Source organism: Chloroflexus sp. MS-CIW-1, assembly GCF_030444705.1.
Lineage (GTDB): Bacteria > Chloroflexota > Chloroflexia > Chloroflexales > Chloroflexaceae > Chloroflexus.
The window spans coordinates 884,614-903,113 of sequence record NZ_JAUBWR010000001.1; the positions used below are offsets into that span (position 1 = coordinate 884,614).

Genomic DNA, 18,500 nt, shown 5'->3' on the forward strand with positions numbered 1-18,500 from the left:
TTATGAACGGCGCTCAACCGGCTCATCGGCCACATCGGTTGATCGCACACGATTCACTTCGGCTTTCGGCAAAGCCGTTTCTGCTTGCTCACGCTCACGTTGCAGCTCGCGCTGCAACATACGTGCTGTTGTGTCGATCCGCCAGAGATAGACAAAAATAGCGATCCAGACCGACAACACTGCGGCGGTTGCGACAAAAATTGCGGCGCTATCCATACATTACTCTCCCGCGTTGTGCAATTGCCCACTGCAAGTCAAGTACCAGCGAACGAACCTGCAACATCCAGAAAAAGAGTGCGGTAAAGCCAATATTCGCAGCCAGGAAGACATAGAGCGTTCGCCGATTTTCTAACAGATTTGTGCCTGGTGCTTCCATGTTCAACCGCACTGCTCCGGTCGCTTCATCGTATTCTTCCAGTCCCAATCGGAAGCGTGAGCCGGGAAACTCTGGTCGATCAGCCATGCCGCCGTCTACCAGATCAAGGCTTGGATAGAGAATTGCCTCCTGTTGCAGGCCCGGTGTACTCACCTTAACTTCGGCAACCAACAGATTCCCTTTACGCTCGAGACCGAGTAATTGCACTTTTTGGTCACCGATCAGACCGACTTTGCCCACTTCGAGGACAACACCATCGCAATTACTACCTTGAATAAAAGCACAATTTGGGTGCAGGGTACTGTCAGCGATACGGGGAGCAATAAAGAAGAGGAAAGGCATCGTGACAAACGCGAACAACGAGTAGACGGCACTCAATTGGCGGCGCCGATCAATATCGTCGATAGCAGCACGCAGCGCGAACAACGCGGCATAAATGAGGAGGAGGACAAAGATTGAGGTCTGGCGCGGATCCCAATTCCAGAAAATGCCCCACGCTACCTGTGAAAAGATCATTCCGGTGATAGTAGCTAGTAGCGTAAAGAGCAAGCCAGCCTCAGCCGCAGCTACCGCAATGTGGTCATCGCGTTCACGGCGTCGCCACAAGTACAAACCGCTAAAGATAGCCGAAATGGTAAAGGCAACAACACTGACCCAGGCCGTGGGAACGTGGACGATAACAATGCGACCGGCATCACCTAAGCCTTCATACTGCGGTACAACTAAAAAGGTTGCAATTGCTACGCCAGCCATCCACAACCCGATGCCAATTTTTGCCGTCTGTGCCAATCGCTGCACCATGACAACTCACTTTCTAGCCTGCGGAGTGGTTTTCTGCTATTCTCATCATACAACAGAATTGTATAAAAAAACAAGAGACGTTTGTCATATGTGTCAATTGCGCATATTGCTATCATTTAACGGGTGTACCGCGTATCGGCTTAAAGGAAGCCTAATCTATTGTATCATGACTACTGTGAATTGTGATGGCACAATCGACGCGAAAAATGAGATCGCACCGGTATACCCTTCATTATCAGAGAGGAACGGGTATGGGCGAGTGCCCAACCTGCTCCCTGGCGTGTGCTGATAAGTCGTACAACAGAGCTATTTGACTGCCTTAGAACGTGCGGATGCCGGAAAGAGAAAGAGAATGTTCAAACACGTTGCGTCGTAGACCGGTAGTTATGACTCCCATACAAATGGGAACAGCAGTAGTGACGCGGTGAAGGTCGCTACCACATAAGCAAACAAGAAGCGTAGCGAACCAAAGACAACATCAAAGGTGACATTTTCCAGCGTTTGGGCAGTGCCCTGAATAGCAACAATCAGTGGCGCAACCAGCAAAGGAAATGCAAGCACGGCGAACAACGCACCTTTGAAACTGGCACGAGATATGATAGCGGCGATAATGGTGGTCGCTGAGGTCAGGGCTAAGCCACCCATCGTTAACATAGCCCCAAAGGCGAACGGACTAACCACACGAACGCGCAGCAAGACGATGAAGAGTAGACTCGTCACCAGATTGAGGGTAAGTACCAGCGTGAGGTTGAAGCAAAATTTCCCTAAAAAGACAGCAGTCGGTGAGGCCGTCAATCGCAGCGCGGTAAGCGTTCTGGTCTCTTCTTCGTAGACGAAACTGCGTGACAGACCATTGAGTGCGGCAAACAGCAGGGCAATCCACAAGAGGGCCGACTGGATAAGCAGAGCTTCTTGAGTGCGACGAAGGCCAAGAAAGCCAACACCAAGACTGATCGCGGTCGTGGCACTCACGGCAAAGAGTAAAAGCGTGTTGATCGCGTAGCGTGTGCGCAATTCGCAGGCAATGTCTTTGCGGAAGATTGCCCATGCAGCACGCAAGGTAGTGGCAATACCGTTGGCCGGTAACGCCGGAATATCAGTATCGGGTGAGTCTATATCAACAGATTGCGTCATATAGGCCTGTGTTCTCTATTCAATCGCCAGTTTTAGCAGCAAATCTGCATACCGTAATTCACGTGGATCATTGGTAGCAATCACCGTCAAGCCACGCTGACGCTGGGCCGTAATGATTCGATCAACAAACGCCGTTCCGCGTTCGTCGAGAGTTACCGTCGGCTCATCCAGCAAAAGCACTGCTGGCCGATGGAGCAGGGCAAAGGCGTAACGCAGGCGCTGCGTCATGCCAGATGAATATGCGGCAAGTCGGTCGTTACCACGCTGCCCCAAACCAACCAGATCAAGCAACTCGTACAGCGCTGTGTCTGACACAGATAGTCCGCGAACTTGCGCGAAAAAGCGTAAATTTTCGATCCCGCTTAGCTCGCGGTAGAGCGATAGATCGGGAGCCACCCATCCGACAAGATGACGGGCGTTCCGTGGCGCGAATTGCTGTTGACCAACGGTATAATAAACGGTACCTCCAGCAGGTACCTGGAGTCCAGCCAGGATGCGTAACAGAGTACTCTTACCACTGCCGTTTGGCCCACTGACGACCAATACTTCACCACGGTGGAGTTCAAAGCTGATTCCGCGTAGGATGAGGCGGGCATTATACCCGGCACTGAGTTGTGAGACGTACAATTGCATATGCTGTTATGTTCGCGGTAACGTTGCCCTTGACAGAGGCTTCACCGGAAGGTGGTGAGCGTGGTATGCAGATTATACCAGGATTGCAGCGGTAACGGTGATGACTCTGGTAAATCTCGGTCTGGCAGTGAGAAATTGAAACTGTTGCACACCGTATCGGAGCGCGTTGCGGTGCGCCCTGATATGGTGTGTGTGTTCAATTATCGATTGACGAGCGGAATGTAGATCGGAAAGTTTGTTGATTGTTCAGGAGCATTCCTCTGGGTTGGGCTTGGCGTCATCGTCGCCGTTGGGCTGGCCGTCGCCGTTGGGCTGGCCGTCGCCGTTGGGCTGGTTGTCGCCGTTGGGCTGGTAGTTACACTGGTTGTTGAAGGTGTTGAGGTACTGATGACCGTTGGAATATAGATAGTGGTGGTTGGGGTGAGAGGTGGATCAGGCTCGCGCGGGAGATCGGCGCAGAGAACGTTAGCCCATAACGTCGCCATAGCACTGAAACCATCGGCGTTGGGGTGGATATTATCTGCATTACCATTGGTTGGATTTGTCGTAATAATCTGGCTTTGATTGGTTTCAAAATGAGCGTAGAAGTCAGGTCCTAATCGAACAGGTGCACTATCATCGAGTTCATCAACCAGTTCAACGATACTGGCGTTAAACGCCTGAGTTGTGGCACGACGTGTTGCAGCTTGGATAGCACTACCATCGTTTCGCCACGGCAGACGGGCCACCCATAGCGCAAGGTTGGGTTTATCCTGGCGGAGCGCATTGATCACTGCCCGCAAGTCCTCTTTGTAGACACTGGCCGGCATCAAGTTATTGTATATATTCGTCGTGGAGGTTGCAGTTGCATCGTTCGTTCCCACTTGCAAGAGAATCTGTTCGGCACCCAGATCGGTAACATGCTGACGATACACGTTCGCTTTACCTAGCACATTGAGGTAGCCGCTCGTTCCGATACGGTCTGACCCAGTGGTGTTCCCGTACAAATCGCGTGCGGTACGAATACCGCTCAACCCGTCGTTGAGAATAAAGACCGGGCTGTTGAGGCAAGTAGTCAGGAGATCATTCAGCTCGATCTGATAACCGGCATAATAAATATTCTGGTAACCGGCGCTATCGGTCTGGGTATTATCTGATTGCGGGTAGTTGCGGCCGTCATTACTACGCGGATAACCGCTGTCGGAGGGAGGAGGACTGGTAAACGGATACCCATCACTCGATCCGGTAAGTGTTGATCCTGGTGGCAAACGGTAGAAAGCCCATTTCCCGGCAGTGATCGAGTCGCCAATGCTGATCAAAACTCGTCCGTAGCCCACCGGGTTGATAGTACGACTAACCGTTCCTGGTATACCATCGATCAGAATGGTTGCCGTGACGGTATATTCCGCCCGACGCGGTAGAGTAACGCTCGCACGGAAACCATCATCGATTGTTGTATCATCAATAGTCTGAGAAAAACCGGGACCGTTGATCGTGAAACGCACTCCACTTAACCCAGACGGAGGATCGGTAACGGTTGCCTGAAGACGGAGGGTTGGCTCGGTTTGAATATACGGAATTTGGAAGACATCTTTCGTTGTTAACGGCCCCGGAGCCGGCGATTGACCGGCCGGCAAATCGGCATCAACGATCAGCATACCGCTTACCGGATCAAGGGGGCGTGGGGAACCGTTGGCATCAAGAATTGCCAGGGTCAGCACCGGTTCGGCCTGGGCTGGTCGGATTAAAAAAGTACGTTCAGCCACAGAGCCGGGTGGTAACAGATGGAGATACTGCACAATCAGTTCCCCGCTCTCATCATCGTACTCACTGAGATAGTCAATACCCGGGGCGAGAACAACACCAGCCCGTTCAACCGTCACTTTTGCTCCACCTGACCAGTTGCTGATGCGTAAGCGCGGCGCCCGAACGACGCCATCGGGCGGGTTTACGGCAACCGCGTTAGTGGATGCTAACCCTGCACTGCTCGTAGTGGTCACACCGGCCAGACCAGGATCGGTCACCATTTTCGGCAACTCATCGACTGCCCAGGCATCGAGATAGAGCAGCCAGTATTGCTGTGTCGGCACGCGCTTCACCAATTGGAGTGCGGCACCGGTTCCGGTATTAGCTGCCAGATAGGGACCAGAGAGATTTACCTGTTCACCATTAACAGTTATTGCAATTTGTCCACCGGCCCAAACCTCGTAGCTAATCGTGTGGTCAGCATCGGCATAGACGACCAGGGCACGCAACGAAGAGGCACGTACCAACTCTGGCCGCGCTGTCAACAGGCGATTATTGGCGAGACGTGCCGTAACCAGCGGTGTGGCATCGGCGATCAGATTACGATTGCCGGACGGATCGCGGCGTAGATCGTGCCATGTCGTGATACCGGTTTGGGTAAATGTGAGTGCAAAGCGTCCGGGCATTGTGATGTTCACGTCACCACTGATTGTTGTGTGCGCGATCAAGCCGGTATGAGACGACTGTGCGGCAACCGGGGGCCACTCAGCTCGAACGATTCCGCCCCAGACCATCGTTACCACGAACGCGATCAGCAACAAACGACGGATAACTGGCATACGATCAACCCTTAATTTTTCGGTATCTACTACCTCGTCAGGAACGTTCTATCAATCACTGGCCAGTTGTCTACGCCACAACGGTTCGCCCACCGCCTGTTCTTGTGGTTTCGGTTCAGCCATCGGAACCGGTATGGGCTGTTTGAAGGTGGGTACCAATCGATGCAGAACGTGGAGTATGACCTCTTTGTTATCATTGATTGCCGCCGTTTCGAGGACACGAATCTGTTCGGCCAGCGCACGTGGCACGAAGCGCGAGGCATTACGAGCGATAAAGATCTTTGCATGATCGGTGCGTTCGTATTCCTCGCCCTCAACGAATAGCTCTTCGTAGAGTTTCTCGCCTGGACGTAAACCGGTAAAGACAATATCGATGTCACGACCGACTTTCAAGCCGGATAATTCAATCATATCGCGGGCGAGGTCAACAATCCGGATCGGTTCTCCCATATCGAGAACAAATACCTCGCCACCCTTCCCCAGCACTGCCGCTTGCAGCGTCAACTGCACTGCTTCGGGAATAGTCATAAAGAAGCGCCGCATCTCTGGATGGGTCACTGTGACGGGGCCACCCATAGCGATCTGTTGCTTAAACGTCAGCACCACCGAACCGCGTGAACCCAGAACGTTCCCGAAGCGCACAGCCACGTAGGCACGACCACTCTGACGCGCTGCCTCGTGTACCAGGAGCTCGGCCACCCGTTTTGTGGCACCCATGACACTGGTCGGATTAACAGCTTTATCGCTCGAAATCATCACGAAATGATGAACGCCCACTCGCATTGCTGCACTTAACAGGTTACGGGTGCCTAACACATTGTTGGTAACCGCTTCAGAAGGATGGAGTTCCATCAGTGGCACATGCTTGTGTGCGGCGGCGTGAAAAACGATCTCCGGTCGGTATTGCTCAAAAACATGCATGATCCGCTCTACAAAGCGAATATCGGCAATCACCACTAAGAGTTTGGTTGCTGATGGAAGCAGCCGACGGAGTTCTTGTTCGATAGTGAAGACCGAGTTCTCGCCGTGGCCAAGAATGATCAGCTCGGCCGGATGGGCGCGCAGAATCTGGCGACAGAGTTCCGAACCAATGGAGCCACCGCCGCCGGTAACCATGACCCGCTTCCCCTGGAGGAGATTGTGGACGGCTCTAATGTCAGTTTGTACGGGTGGACGGCGGAGCAAATCTTCGATCTGGACATTACGTAACTGGCTCACACTGACTTTGCCGTCGAGCATCTCGTAAAGACCGGGGATAATCTTGGTCTTCACGCCAGTGCGTTCGCACAGTTCAACAATGCTACGAATGTCTTTGCCAGATGCCGAAGGCATCGCGATTATCACATAATCTACTCTATGTTCACGGGCAAGACGTGGAATATCGTAGCGGTTTCCCAATACTAGAACGCCATAGATTTGCATTCCCTGCTTGAGCGGATCATCATCAAGAAAACCGACGGCAACGATCCCAAGCTGCGGGTTATCACGCAGTTCGCGGGCGATCATCGTACCGGCCGAACCAGCACCCATAATTAACACCCGTTGCACCTTACCATTCTGCCCGGCCAGCAATTTCCGTTTGCGGATGACCTGATGCCAGCGAATGCGGGCAAGTAGGCGAGGAGCGATCGTAGCCGCCAGCCCAAAGCAGAAGAAGATAACAGGTACCGACCTTGGTAAGAGAGCCATTGGCGTCATACCGGCAACGATGAACGCCACCGGCGTCGAGATAATCATCGCCAGCGAAATGGCCGAGATCAGCAACAGCAACTCGTCGATAGAAGCATATCGCCAGTAGCGCGAGTAAATACCAAAACAACGAAAGACGATCAAATGTACTGGGGTAGCAATGGTCGTTAGAATAAACCAACCGAGCAGTGCATTCCCCTGGGGTAAATCATCGAGCCGTACCAGGAAACTCAGGAACGCCATGAGCGGCAAGAGCACAGTATCGAGAAAAAAGAAATAACGATTGCGGGTGGGAAATGGTGCAAGCTTCAAGCCAGGCTCCTTTCCGAATGCTACAGTTGTTTGCAGCGTAAGCGGTAGAGAAGCTGGCAGAGATAACGCTGCTGATATGTGTGTCCGGTTCTGCTACCAATGCTACGAACGGTAGGTGAACAATCAATGTGGTATGCACCCATAAACGATGAAAATACTGTCAGATACGCTTATCCGAATAATCGTCTCACGTTGATGGATAGACGGGTGCAGCAGCGCTGCGCTCTAACATGAAGAGCTTCAAGACAGAGCCAGTCGCAGATGATGAACAACTTCAGTAACCTGCTCCTCGCGCATCACACTCGAGAAGGGTAGCGCCAGTGAGCGATCACCAAGCCGTTCGGTGATCGGAAAATCACCCGGTTCATACCCAAACAGTCTGCGGTAAAAAGGTTGCAAGTGAATCGGTGTGAAGTACGGGCGACTGGGAATACCGGCAGCAGCCAGCCGATGCATCACTGTATTGCGGTCGGCAGGCGGCAAAATGCGTACCACATAAACAAACCAACTCATGCGAGTGGTGTATGGGCTAAGTTGCGGGCGCTCAACCAGCTCGAGATCGGCTAATTGTTCGTTATACCAGGCAGCCACTTGTGCCCGGCGGGCAATCAACTCTTCTATACGCTGCAATTGAACAACACCAAGTGCTGCACTCATTTCATCCAGCCGATAGTTGTAGCCGAGCCGAGTATGGTTGAGCCAGGCATCAAAAACATCACGCCCTTGATTACGGAGGGAGCGAAACAACTGTGCCCAATCGTCGTGGCGTGTGACGATCATTCCACCTTCACCTGTGGTCATCTGTTTATTGGGATAAAAGGCGAAAACGGCTGCATCGCTCAGGGTACCTGCCATTTTCCCTTTGTAGGTAGATCCAATCGCTTCACACGCATCTTCGATCACATATAACCCATATTCGGCTGCTATAGCATTAATGGGATCCATATCAGCCGGTTGACCGAAGGCATAAACCGGCATAATGGCCTTGAGTGCACCACGTGCGTTGTATTGACGCGGTAACCATCGCCGCGCTGATACACCACCGCGCATCAGATCGGTTACAGCCTCGGCTACAAGCTGCGGATTGATATTCCCGGTAATCGGATCGACATCAACGAAGACTGGAACAGCCCGTTCGTACAGGATACTGTTGGCTGAAGCGATGAACGAGAATGGCGTTGTAATGACCAGATCACCATCGCGAGCGGTAGTAGCAATACAGCAGAGGTGTAACCCACTAGTACCTGAATTGACGCCTATGGCGTTTGGTAAGCCAACATAGCGGGCCATTGCCTGTTCAAAAGCGTTGATCTGCGGCCCGATGCTGAGATAATTGGTACGTAATACTTGCTGAACAGCCTGAATCTCGGCTTCGGTAATATCGGGTGATGACATTGGAATTGACACAAGCGCCCCCTACAATAGTTTATGGATCAAGAGGTTTTCGTCGTTCTTATTCACCAACTGCCCGCACGTAGAGTGGTTGTGCGGGGACACCGACGACAACCGTCTCAGATGGCACATCGCGTTGAACGAGGGCACCGGCTCCGACAATGCTCCATGCCCCGACGCGCCGCCGTGGCATCACAGTGGCGCCAATGCCGATCAGGGCACCACTACCAATCTCTACTTCGCCGCCGGTATGAACACCAGGTGCGATATGGGCATGATCACCAATGTGATTGTGATGATCGACCGTGCAGGCAGTATTAAGAATGACATTAGCGCCAATGACACTACCAGGATTGACAATCACACCAGCGCAGATCATGGTTCCAGGACCAATCGGCACATCAGCGGCGATAATAGCCGTAGGATGAATAGCCTGGACCAAGCGTTCGCCCCGCGCTTGTAGTTCGGTAAACAAACGTGACCGAATCCGATTATCGCCAATTGCCACAATGACGCCATCGTGCGGGATAGTTGACAGAGCAGTGATGGCGCCTAACACCGGTACGCCTACCAGCCGCTGCCCATGACGGCGTGGATCATCGTCGAGATAGCCGATAGGCTGGTACGGTTGACCGCTTGCAGCAGCACACGTCAGAATATCGGCTACAACCTGTCCGTGACCACCTGCACCGATGATCAGAATTCGTTGGGTCATACTGAGTTCTCTCTTTACCGATGCGGTGAATTGGTATATATGGTTCTGCACCGTTACAGAAACGAGAATCCACCTCCTGCTCGGCTAGTCAGTACCAACCGAGCCGGGTTGCAGCGGTGGCACAGGTGCAGATGGTGGTGAACCTAAAAATTCTTCAGCGGTCGCACTACCCGGCTGACTAATACCTTCGCGCTTCACCACTTTCCACAGGGTCAGCAGCAGTATCTTCAGATCGAGCCAGAGCGAGAGCTGATCAACGTATTGCACATCGTAGGCAAATTTCTGCTCCCACGAAAGAGCATTACGTCCGTTGATCTGAGCTAGGCCGGTAATGCCCGGTAACACCTCATGACGACGCCGCTGTTCAGGGGTATAGCGCTCGAGGTACTGCATCAGCAGCGGGCGTGGCCCCACTAGACTCATCTCACCGCGAAGAACGCAGAAGAGTTCGGGTAGTTCATCGAGGCTGGTGCTGCGCAAAAAGCGACCAAATGGTGTCAACCGCTCTGCATCGGGTAAGAGACGCCCCTGCTCATCACGGGCATCGGTCATCGTCCGAAACTTTAACATCGTAAACGGACGACCATGAAGGCCAGGACGCTGTTGGCGGAAGATCACACCAGGACCTAACTTGATCCGAACGAGCAACGCGATCACTGCCATCACCGGAGCCAAAACAACAAGAGCTGGTATAACAATCACGAGATCGAGCAGACGTTTTCCATAACGGCGATACATAGTCGTCTCCAGGTGTCGTTGATCGGGACGCTGTTATCGTAACGAGCGGAGATGTACGTTCGATGAAAAAGAGGTGATAGCAGGTGAAACTCTGTATACATGACACAAGAGGCTCAATTTTCTGTCGAATCTTTTTCCGTTTGTAAGCGCACCGTATGGTACGCTGAGAGTATCGCTAACGTTTATGTTCTTGAAGCGTGTATCGATGAAAAGGACTGACAACAACTACCTTCAGTATTTCGCTTGTCATTGAATTGAGAGATAGACAACATGTTCAAGCAACAGTACAATTTCTGGTCCCACAGTGTGCAATCCGCCACACATCGCATCAACAAAGGCAGTTTCCCAACCGGACCACCATAGCGTGCATACTGATACCGCTTGAACGATATTCCGAATACGTTGCATACAGGAAGACCACTAACAATCGACTACGGAAACTGCTATGAGATATACGTACAGTCTGCTTGTGCTCTGGATCGTTACTTCGCTCGTCCTGTTGGTACAGCCAACAACCCTTGGCGCAGTGCCGAATCAGCCTACTCGCCTGAGTGCATTTGGCCTCAACACCTATTTCAGTGGTCTGGAACGATTACCGCAAAATCGGAACGATGATCTTGGGGCATTAATCAACGCGACACGCGATCTCGGTGCACGCTGGGTCCGTGAAGAGATCAGTTGGGCCAATCTGGAACCAGGTAAAGGGGTATTCAACTGGGGACTAATGGACGCAGCACTGACTCAGGCAGCGCAGGCCGGTTTTGGGATTATCGGGATGCTGCTGACAACACCAGGCTGGGCACGGGTGAGCGATTGCAGTAGTCGAATCACCCGCCATGGCGGTTCCCTGAACTACTGGTGTCCACCAGCCAACCCGCAGGACTTTGCCGATTTTGTAGCGGCTGCGGTCGAGCGTTACGATGGTGATGGGATCAATGATGCACCGGGTTCGCCACGAGTAGCAGCCTGGCAAATCTGGAATGAACCAAACAACTGGGCTACCTGGCCAGGTGAGGCGCATGAATACGGTGCGATACTGGCTGCTGGTTACACTGCTGCCAAAGCAGCCGATCCAACGGCATTGGTTGCCACCGGTGGCGTCTACGTCTTCGATGGGGGCACTCGTATCGGCGGAAACCGCGACGGATTAGAATTTCTTGGTGCAGCCTTTTCTACCGTTCCCGCAGCACAGACAAGCTTTGATGCGTTAGCCATTCATCCATATATGCCTGACACTGCCCCTGATCGCGCTGGATTATATGGCCTGGTCTCGTTATGGGGGCGGATTGCCAATACCCGTGGCTGGCTCGATGCCAAGCGTGGGCCAAACGTACCGATCTGGATTAGCGAGCTAGGGTGGTCAACCTGTACTCTGTCCTCACCGATTTGCCGGACCGAGCATGAGCAGGCGAATTATCTGGTACGTAGCCATGGGATTGCCCTGGCCCTAGGCGTACAGCACATCAACTGGTTCCAACTCGAAGATAAATTCGATAGCCCCACCAGTGATTTGTGGGGCAATGCGGCGATCTTGCGGAACCGTAATCAGGGGTATAGCCGTAAATTGGCTGCCAATGCCTACGCGACACTTACAGCTCAACTCGGAGTAGCCACGTTTATCGGATTCGGTCCACTACACAATTACTCATTTCAACCCAATGCCTTAACACCACCAGCACGTTACCATCTGCGCTTTCAGACCAGTACTGGCGCGCTTGTTGATCTCCTATGGACGACCGGTGTTGCCGAGATACGTGCGGTGCCGCTTGAGGCAGGTCGTACTGCCCAACTGATTAGTCGTGATGGGAATACCCTCCCGTTAAATATTCAGAACGGCCAGGTCCAGATTCCGTTAAGCGAGACACCAGTCTATCTCCGACAGGACACACCTGCCCAACTCGTGGTAACACCAAGCGAAGTGACCCTGATCGCACTGCCAACCGATCCCGAAGCAACGTATACGCTTATGGTACAGAACCTCGGTTCAGCTAACATTGCCTGGAGCGCCAGCGGTGGTGCGAGCTGGTTGACGCTCGAAACGACCAGCGGGAACGGGTATCGTAGCGAACTACGTTATCGTATCAATCCAACCAGCTTATCAACAGGCAACTACACGACCGTAATCAATGTAAATGCCGGTAGCGCTGGAAGCAAGAGCATCCCGATCACATTGCGAATAGTGACAACGGTATACCGTCTCTATGTACCGATAGTGGGGCGAAACGAATAGGATGTGCTGCGTGTCTTGCTATGCATGTTTGACAGTCGGCAGAACGCTATGAGGTTTTCAACGTTTTCACCCTGCCTGGCAGTAAGAGAGAATGGAGAGACTCAGCCTATCCGCTGTGCGCATGCGGTGTGTAGATTCCCATAACCGAGGAACGTTTGCGGTCAACACACGTAGTATCACCGATTGTACCTATCACCGTATTGTAGATGTGGATTCAACATCTCCCAGGCCCCCGCAAGTGAGGGGGACAACGAAAGCGGAGGGTCTGGGGGATGGTGTGCTATTACGCTAGCCAATGGCTGCTAGTCGTACACCGCACGACGTGGGCCAGCGGCCCGCATCCTGAAAGGTATGTACGGAACAACGGTACGCTTCCGCCGACTCGCCGATCATGCCTGTTGCTACGTCGGGAGGAATGGGTTCTACCGCTTACTGACCGCCTGCTAGGGCTTGGGTCAATAGTGTGCTGATACGCCAACCGATGGGTTCTGGTCACGCATCTCGATGATCATGTGGCAGCTAGCCCACGTCATCAGTGCGCTTCCATCCTCATTCCCTCGCCCCTGCCGCCCCTAAAGGGTGGAGGAAGTCCCCTCCGTACACCGCACATGCGGGCCGGAGGCCCACGTACCCAGGTACCAGCCGAAGACCCAGACGGCGTGCCGCTTTAACATACGGGCCGGAGGCCCGCGTACCCAGGTACCAGCCGAAGACCCAAACGGCGTGCCGCAGACCCAAACGGCGTGCCGCTTTAGCATACGGGCCGGAGGCCCGCGTACCCAGGTACCAGCCGAAGACCTAGACAGCTTGCCGATTCAACATGCGGGCCGGAGGCCCACGTACCCAGGTACCAGCCGAAGACCCAGACGGCGTGCCGCTTTAACATACGGGCCGGAGGCCCGCGTACCCAGGTACCAGCCGGAGACATAGACGGCGTGCCGCTTTAACATGCGGGCCGGAGGCCCACGTACCCAGGTACCAGCCGAAGCTCCAGACGGCGCGCCGCTTCCACATACGGGCCGGAGGCCCGCGTACCCAGGTACCAGCCGAAGACCCAAACGGCGTGCCGCTTTAACATACGGGCCGGAGGCCCGCGTACCCAGGTGATCGGTAGCAGATGCGTGCGGTTCGTCGCTATCACTCCATCGTCGAACAGACCTCATCGAATGTACCCCAATGTATCCCAAAGCAAAAACCTCTCGCGCAGGCCTGGCAACGTTGACGATCAGGACGGGTTTATGGTAAGATAAGGGCCGTTGCTCGGTAAACGGAACAGGTAAAGGAGAGCGCTGTGAGCGCAAAGAAAATGAAAGTATTGCTCCTCCGGGATGTTGAGCACCTGGGGAAAGCAGGTGAAATCAAAGATGTAAGCGGCGGTTTTGGCCGTAATTATCTGCTACCAAAAGGGTTTGCAGTTTTGGCAACCAAGAGCCACATTAAGCAAGCCGAGGAACGGCTAGCTGCTCAGCGTCGGCGAGCGGAAGCGGCCCGTAGAGAAGCTGAAGCACTGGCAGCCAAACTGTCAGCGCTGACGTTAACATTTACGGCGAAAGTTGGCGAACAAGATCGGCTCTACGGTTCGGTCACCAATGCCGACATCGCTGCCAAGCTGCGTGAAGAGGTCGGGATTGAGATTGACCGGCGTAAAATTATGTTGGAAGATCCGATCAAGCGTACCGGTGAATATGAGGTACCGGTAGAACTGGCCAGCGGTATTACTGCAACCCTCAAGGTAGTGGTCGTGGGCGAATAATTCGCAATTGTCATATCCACTAGGTTTCGTCAATGTGCCGCAATATGCGGCACATTGGCGTTTTATAGAAGTGATGTGGATAACTGGTGGGCAACAGGGGAAAAACGGTGGAAAAGCGGGAAGATCGGATTGAACGTAGTGTTCCCTTTGATTTACAGGCAGAGCGGGCAACGCTTGGCTCAATCTTGCTTGAACGTGACGCCATCATCGCTGTCGCCGGTTGGCTCCCTGCCGAATACTTTTACCTGGAAAAGCATGCCCTGATTTACGAGGCGATGCTGGCCTGCTACAACCGGCGGGAACCGGCGGATCTAGCTACCGTTGCCGCCGAACTTCGCCGACGTGGTCAGCTTGAATTGGTTGGCGGCCTGACCATGCTGAGTGAGCTGGTCACCGAAGTACCAACCGCAGTGCACATTGAATATTATGCTCGGATTGTTGAACGAACGGCTCTCTTGCGTCGCCTGATCGAGGCTGGCGGTCGAATCGCAGCGATGGGCTACGACGAATCAAGTGATCTCGAAGAGACCCTTGATCGAGCGGAAGCAGAACTCTTTGCGGTCTCGCAGCGGCGCAACAATCAAGACTTTGTCCATATTGGTCGGGTGGTCAATACGCTCTTCGCTCAGATCGAGTCGATGCAGGAGCGGCGTGGTGAGGTTATAGGGGTGCCGACCGGTTACCATGACCTCGATGCACTGACCGGTGGGTTGCAACCCAGTGACCTGATCATTCTCGCGGCTCGGCCTAGCGTTGGGAAAACCTCGCTCGCTCTCTCGCTGGCCTACAATGTGGCGTTTCAGACCAATGGCACGGTCGCTATCTTCAGCTTGGAGATGAGCCGTGAACAACTGGTTCAGCGTATGCTGGCAATGCATACCGGTATTGACATGCAACGCTTACGCACCGGTAATCTACGCGGTGAAGAGCTGAGTTTAGCAATCGAAGGACTTGGTGTCCTCTCCGAACTCCCTATCTACATTGAAGACACGCCAGGGCTGAGTATCACCGATGTTCGTGCTCGCGCCCGTCGGTTGCACAGTGAAGTGGGCATTACCCTAGTGATGATCGACTACCTGCAATTGATGTCGGGACGACGCACCGACAATCGAGTGCAAGAGGTTAGCGACATCAGTCGTGGGCTGAAAGCACTGGCCCGCGAACTGAACGTACCGGTGATTGCCCTTTCTCAGCTCTCACGTGCGGTTGAGGGACGGCAAAACCATGTGCCAATGCTCAGCGACTTGCGCGAGTCGGGATCCATTGAGCAAGACGCTGATATTGTGATGTTTATTTACCGTGAAGAACTGTACGACAAAGACACGGATAAGAAAGGGATCGCTGAGATTCATATCGCGAAACATCGCAATGGCCCACTTGGGGTCATCCCATTGCGGTTTGAGTCGCGCACGACCCGCTTTCAAAATCTTGAACGCTATAAAGCACCGGAAGGATTCTAAGTGCTTGTCTGAAAAACTCGTCGTCATACATCACGATACGACAGAGTTGTATGGCGGGGCAAGGTGGCGCTAAAAGAAAGTCACCGCCTCATTCCTGCGGATGAGCCGCCCTGTCAGGTAGAAAAAAGGGGTAAAGCTACCAGGCTTTGCTATGCTTGAACGCTCTTGCCAAAATTACTCCGATATGGTAGTATATAAGGCGCGAAGGCGGGTAGCTCAATTGGCAGAGCAGTGGCCTCCAAATCCACCGGTTGCAGGTTCAAGTCCTGTCCCGCCTGCCAATTTTTATGCCGGCCAGCCAGTCGGGGGCGTGGCAGAGTCCGGTTTAATGCGTCGGTCTTGAAAACCGAAGGACGTAGCAATGCGTCCCGTGGGTTCGAATCCCACCGCCCCCTCCATAATCTGATACGGGGAGGTCGCATAGTGGCTGAGTGCGGCGGTTTGCTAAACCGCTAGGGGGGCAACCCCCTCGAGGGTTCGAATCCCTCTCTCCCCGCCACCAGCACTCGCAGTTATCGCGAGTGCGTTTTTTATTGCTTATTCTCTTTTCTATCGTATCGCTACTGCCTGACTGGGAAAGCGTTAAATGCCTCTCCCCCATTTTCCTTCCTCTCCCAAACTGAGCAAGGAAGGGGATGCTCCGGTCGGGTTTAGAATTCATTCCTCCCACTGCAATGACAAGGCATCGTTGGCGAGACCACGGAAGCGTGGTCACAGACTATTGTCAGAACAGGACAATACGAGCCTCCGCACACAGTGGGGACGGTTTGGGCGCCTCTCTTATTCCTTCACCTCTCTCCTTCGGGCAGGAAAAAAACCTTGAAAAGCCCTCTTTCCATCCTACGACTGACAACAATCTCGTGCGACTTGGTTTATACTGCTTTAGCGATATTTGCTTTGTCAGGAGTTGGTATGTACCACCTGCGTCTCTTATTTCCTTACATCTACCGCTACCGTTATCGGTTGATCGCCGGCCTTGTGGTGGCAGCACTTGGCGCAGCAGTCAGTTCGTTTAGTCCGCTCGTATTGCGACTGGCCATTGACAGCCTAGCGAATAGGGCTATTGATCCGCACCAACTGCTCTGGTTTGGTGGTGCGTTAATCGGTTTGGCGATCATCGACGGTGCTATGAAGTTTGTCCAGCGGATGTTGATTGCCGTCACCTCATACCGGATCGAGAATGATCTGCGCGCCGATCTGTTCGACCGACTGCTGAGCTTTGATCAAATGTTTTACAAACAGCACTATACCGGTGATCTAATGGCCCGTCTTACCAACGATTTGAGCGCAGTACGGCAATTTCTCGGGCCTGGCCTAAACGGTGCAGCCACGGCAGTGCTCACATTTCTGGCGGCGACGGTGTTGATGATGCTGGTCGATCCTGTGCTGGCATTGATTGTGGTGTTGCTGTTACCGATGGCGACAATAGTGTTTGTTGCAATCGGTGGGCGTATGCGACAGGCCTTTCATCGCGTGCAGGATCAGTTTGGTATCCTCTCGACACGCGCTCAAGAGAACTTTGCCGGAATCCGGACTGTGAAGGCATTTGCGCAAGAAGAGGCCGAGATTGCCGTCTTTGCCGCTGATAATGAGCGCTATCGTAAACTCAATCTACACTATGTGTTGCTTTCCGGTGCGTTATGGCCAGCAATGACTTTCTGTCTGGGCTTCATTGCCGCCCTGATTTTGTTGGTTGGTGGTCAGCGGGTTGCTGCCGGTACCCTTACTATCGGTGAACTGGTACAGTTCAATGCCTACCTGGCTCTGCTAGCATTTCCAATGATTATTTTGGGATGGATGGTTAATTTATTTCAGCAAGCAACTGCATCACTCGAACGTTTGAATGACATTTTGCGTCTTCAACCGGCAATCATTTCACCATCAACTCCACGATTGCCGCCTGGTCGTGGATCAATCGAGTTTCGTAAGGTTGGAGTACGTACCAATCATAGCGATCAGTGGTTGCTCCGTAATTTGTCGTTTCAGGTACCAGCAGGGAAGGTGCTGGCAATTGTCGGTGCTACTGGCGCAGGCAAGACGACCCTGGTTAACTTGCTTGGTAGAGTGCGTGATCCTGATGAAGGTCAGGTTCTGGTGGATGGGATTGATGTACGTGAACTCGACCTGGCAGCTCTGCGTCGGATGATCGGGTATGTGCCCCAGGAGAGTTTTCTGTTCAGCATGCCGCTGCGTGAAAATATCGGTTTTGGAGTAGAGACAATTGATCCGGTACGCCTCGAGCGTGTCATCGAGGTATCACGACTGAGCAACGACCTCGATCAATTTCCAGGTGGTATCGAGACAATGGTCGGCGAACGCGGGGTTACACTGTCTGGCGGTCAGAAACAGCGAGTAGCAATTGCCCGTGCGTTGATGCGCGACCCTCGCATCTTGATCCTCGACGATGCGTTAAGTAGTGTTGACACACACACTGCCGCTCAAATCCTGGCCGGTCTGCGGGCCGAAATGAACGAACGGACAACAATCATTATCGCGCAGCGGATCGCAACGGTACGTGATGCCGATCAGATCATCGTGCTTGAAGATGGTCAGATTGTTGAACGCGGTTCGCATCAAGAGCTGTTGGCACGCAACGGACGTTATGCGGCGATGTATCGCCGAGAGCTGCTTGCGGCTGAGCTTGAGCGCGAAGAATAACGACGACGAAGTATAACTCTGTGTTACAGAACATAAGGAGTTTCA

General features: G+C 53.2%; 13 protein-coding genes and 3 tRNA genes. 7 read left to right on the forward strand and 9 right to left on the reverse strand.

Annotation, left to right across the window (positions count from 1 at the left end; genetic code table 11):
- The 9 genes from QTO31_RS03555 to QTO31_RS03595 all read right to left on the reverse strand — a co-directional run bounded on the left by QTO31_RS03555 (window position 1) and on the right by QTO31_RS03595 (window position 10,354).
- Window positions 1-216 carry a CcmD family protein gene (locus tag QTO31_RS03555; protein WP_301428113.1) on the reverse strand — a complete coding sequence of 72 codons (216 nt, stop codon included), beginning with the start codon at window positions 214-216 and terminating at the stop codon, window positions 1-3.
- Complete coding sequence (locus QTO31_RS03560; RefSeq protein ID WP_301428114.1) at window positions 209-1,177, reverse strand: cytochrome c biogenesis protein; 969 nt, start codon at window positions 1,175-1,177, stop codon at window positions 209-211. The genes QTO31_RS03555 and QTO31_RS03560 overlap by 8 nt, the downstream gene beginning before the upstream one ends.
- A gap of 384 nt (window positions 1,178-1,561) precedes the next feature.
- On the reverse strand, window positions 1,562-2,311 hold the full coding sequence (locus QTO31_RS03565; RefSeq protein WP_301428115.1) for a heme exporter protein CcmB: 750 nt from the start codon (window positions 2,309-2,311) through the stop codon (window positions 1,562-1,564).
- Between the two features lie 15 nt (window positions 2,312-2,326).
- Entirely contained in the window at window positions 2,327-2,944 is a 618-nt protein-coding gene (locus tag QTO31_RS03570) for an ABC transporter ATP-binding protein (protein ID WP_031459210.1), read from the reverse strand.
- A 200-nt stretch (window positions 2,945-3,144) separates the two neighbouring features.
- Window positions 3,145-5,508, reverse strand: coding sequence for an SGNH/GDSL hydrolase family protein (locus tag QTO31_RS03575; RefSeq protein ID WP_301428116.1), 2,364 nt, complete (start codon window positions 5,506-5,508; stop codon window positions 3,145-3,147).
- A gap of 51 nt (window positions 5,509-5,559) precedes the next feature.
- A complete protein-coding gene (locus tag QTO31_RS03580; RefSeq protein ID WP_301428117.1) occupies window positions 5,560-7,509 on the reverse strand; it encodes a polysaccharide biosynthesis protein in 1,950 nt (649 codons plus the stop codon).
- Window positions 7,510-7,749: 240 nt separating this feature from the next.
- Entirely contained in the window at window positions 7,750-8,916 is a 1,167-nt protein-coding gene (locus tag QTO31_RS03585) for a DegT/DnrJ/EryC1/StrS family aminotransferase (protein ID WP_301428118.1), read from the reverse strand.
- Window positions 8,917-8,962: 46 nt separating this feature from the next.
- The gene (locus QTO31_RS03590; protein WP_301428119.1) at window positions 8,963-9,616 is read right to left on the reverse strand and encodes an acetyltransferase; all 654 of its coding nucleotides are present in this window, start codon (window positions 9,614-9,616) and stop codon (window positions 8,963-8,965) included.
- Window positions 9,617-9,700: 84 nt separating this feature from the next.
- On the reverse strand, window positions 9,701-10,354 hold the full coding sequence (locus QTO31_RS03595; protein WP_301428120.1) for a sugar transferase: 654 nt from the start codon (window positions 10,352-10,354) through the stop codon (window positions 9,701-9,703).
- 445 nt (window positions 10,355-10,799) lie between these two features.
- On the opposite strand from QTO31_RS03595, the gene QTO31_RS03600 reads away from it, so the two are divergent.
- The 7 genes from QTO31_RS03600 to QTO31_RS03630 all read left to right on the forward strand — a co-directional run bounded on the left by QTO31_RS03600 (window position 10,800) and on the right by QTO31_RS03630 (window position 18,455).
- Entirely contained in the window at window positions 10,800-12,584 is a 1,785-nt protein-coding gene (locus QTO31_RS03600; RefSeq protein ID WP_301428121.1) for a BACON domain-containing protein, read from the forward strand.
- 1,306 nt (window positions 12,585-13,890) lie between these two features.
- Window positions 13,891-14,337 carry a 50S ribosomal protein L9 gene (rplI, locus tag QTO31_RS03605; RefSeq protein ID WP_028457957.1) on the forward strand — a complete coding sequence of 149 codons (447 nt, stop codon included), beginning with the start codon at window positions 13,891-13,893 and terminating at the stop codon, window positions 14,335-14,337.
- 107 nt (window positions 14,338-14,444) lie between these two features.
- Window positions 14,445-15,797, forward strand: a complete 1,353-nt coding sequence (dnaB, locus tag QTO31_RS03610) for a replicative DNA helicase (protein WP_028457958.1) — start codon at window positions 14,445-14,447, stop codon at window positions 15,795-15,797.
- Window positions 15,798-16,002: 205 nt separating this feature from the next.
- Window positions 16,003-16,078 (forward strand) — tRNA-Trp (locus QTO31_RS03615).
- 23 nt (window positions 16,079-16,101) lie between these two features.
- Window positions 16,102-16,195: transfer RNA gene (locus tag QTO31_RS03620), tRNA-Ser, on the forward strand.
- 11 nt (window positions 16,196-16,206) lie between these two features.
- Window positions 16,207-16,296, forward strand: a tRNA-Ser gene (locus QTO31_RS03625).
- A 413-nt stretch (window positions 16,297-16,709) separates the two neighbouring features.
- A complete protein-coding gene (locus QTO31_RS03630; protein WP_301428122.1) occupies window positions 16,710-18,455 on the forward strand; it encodes an ABC transporter ATP-binding protein in 1,746 nt (581 codons plus the stop codon).
- Window positions 18,456-18,500 lie beyond the last annotated feature (45 nt).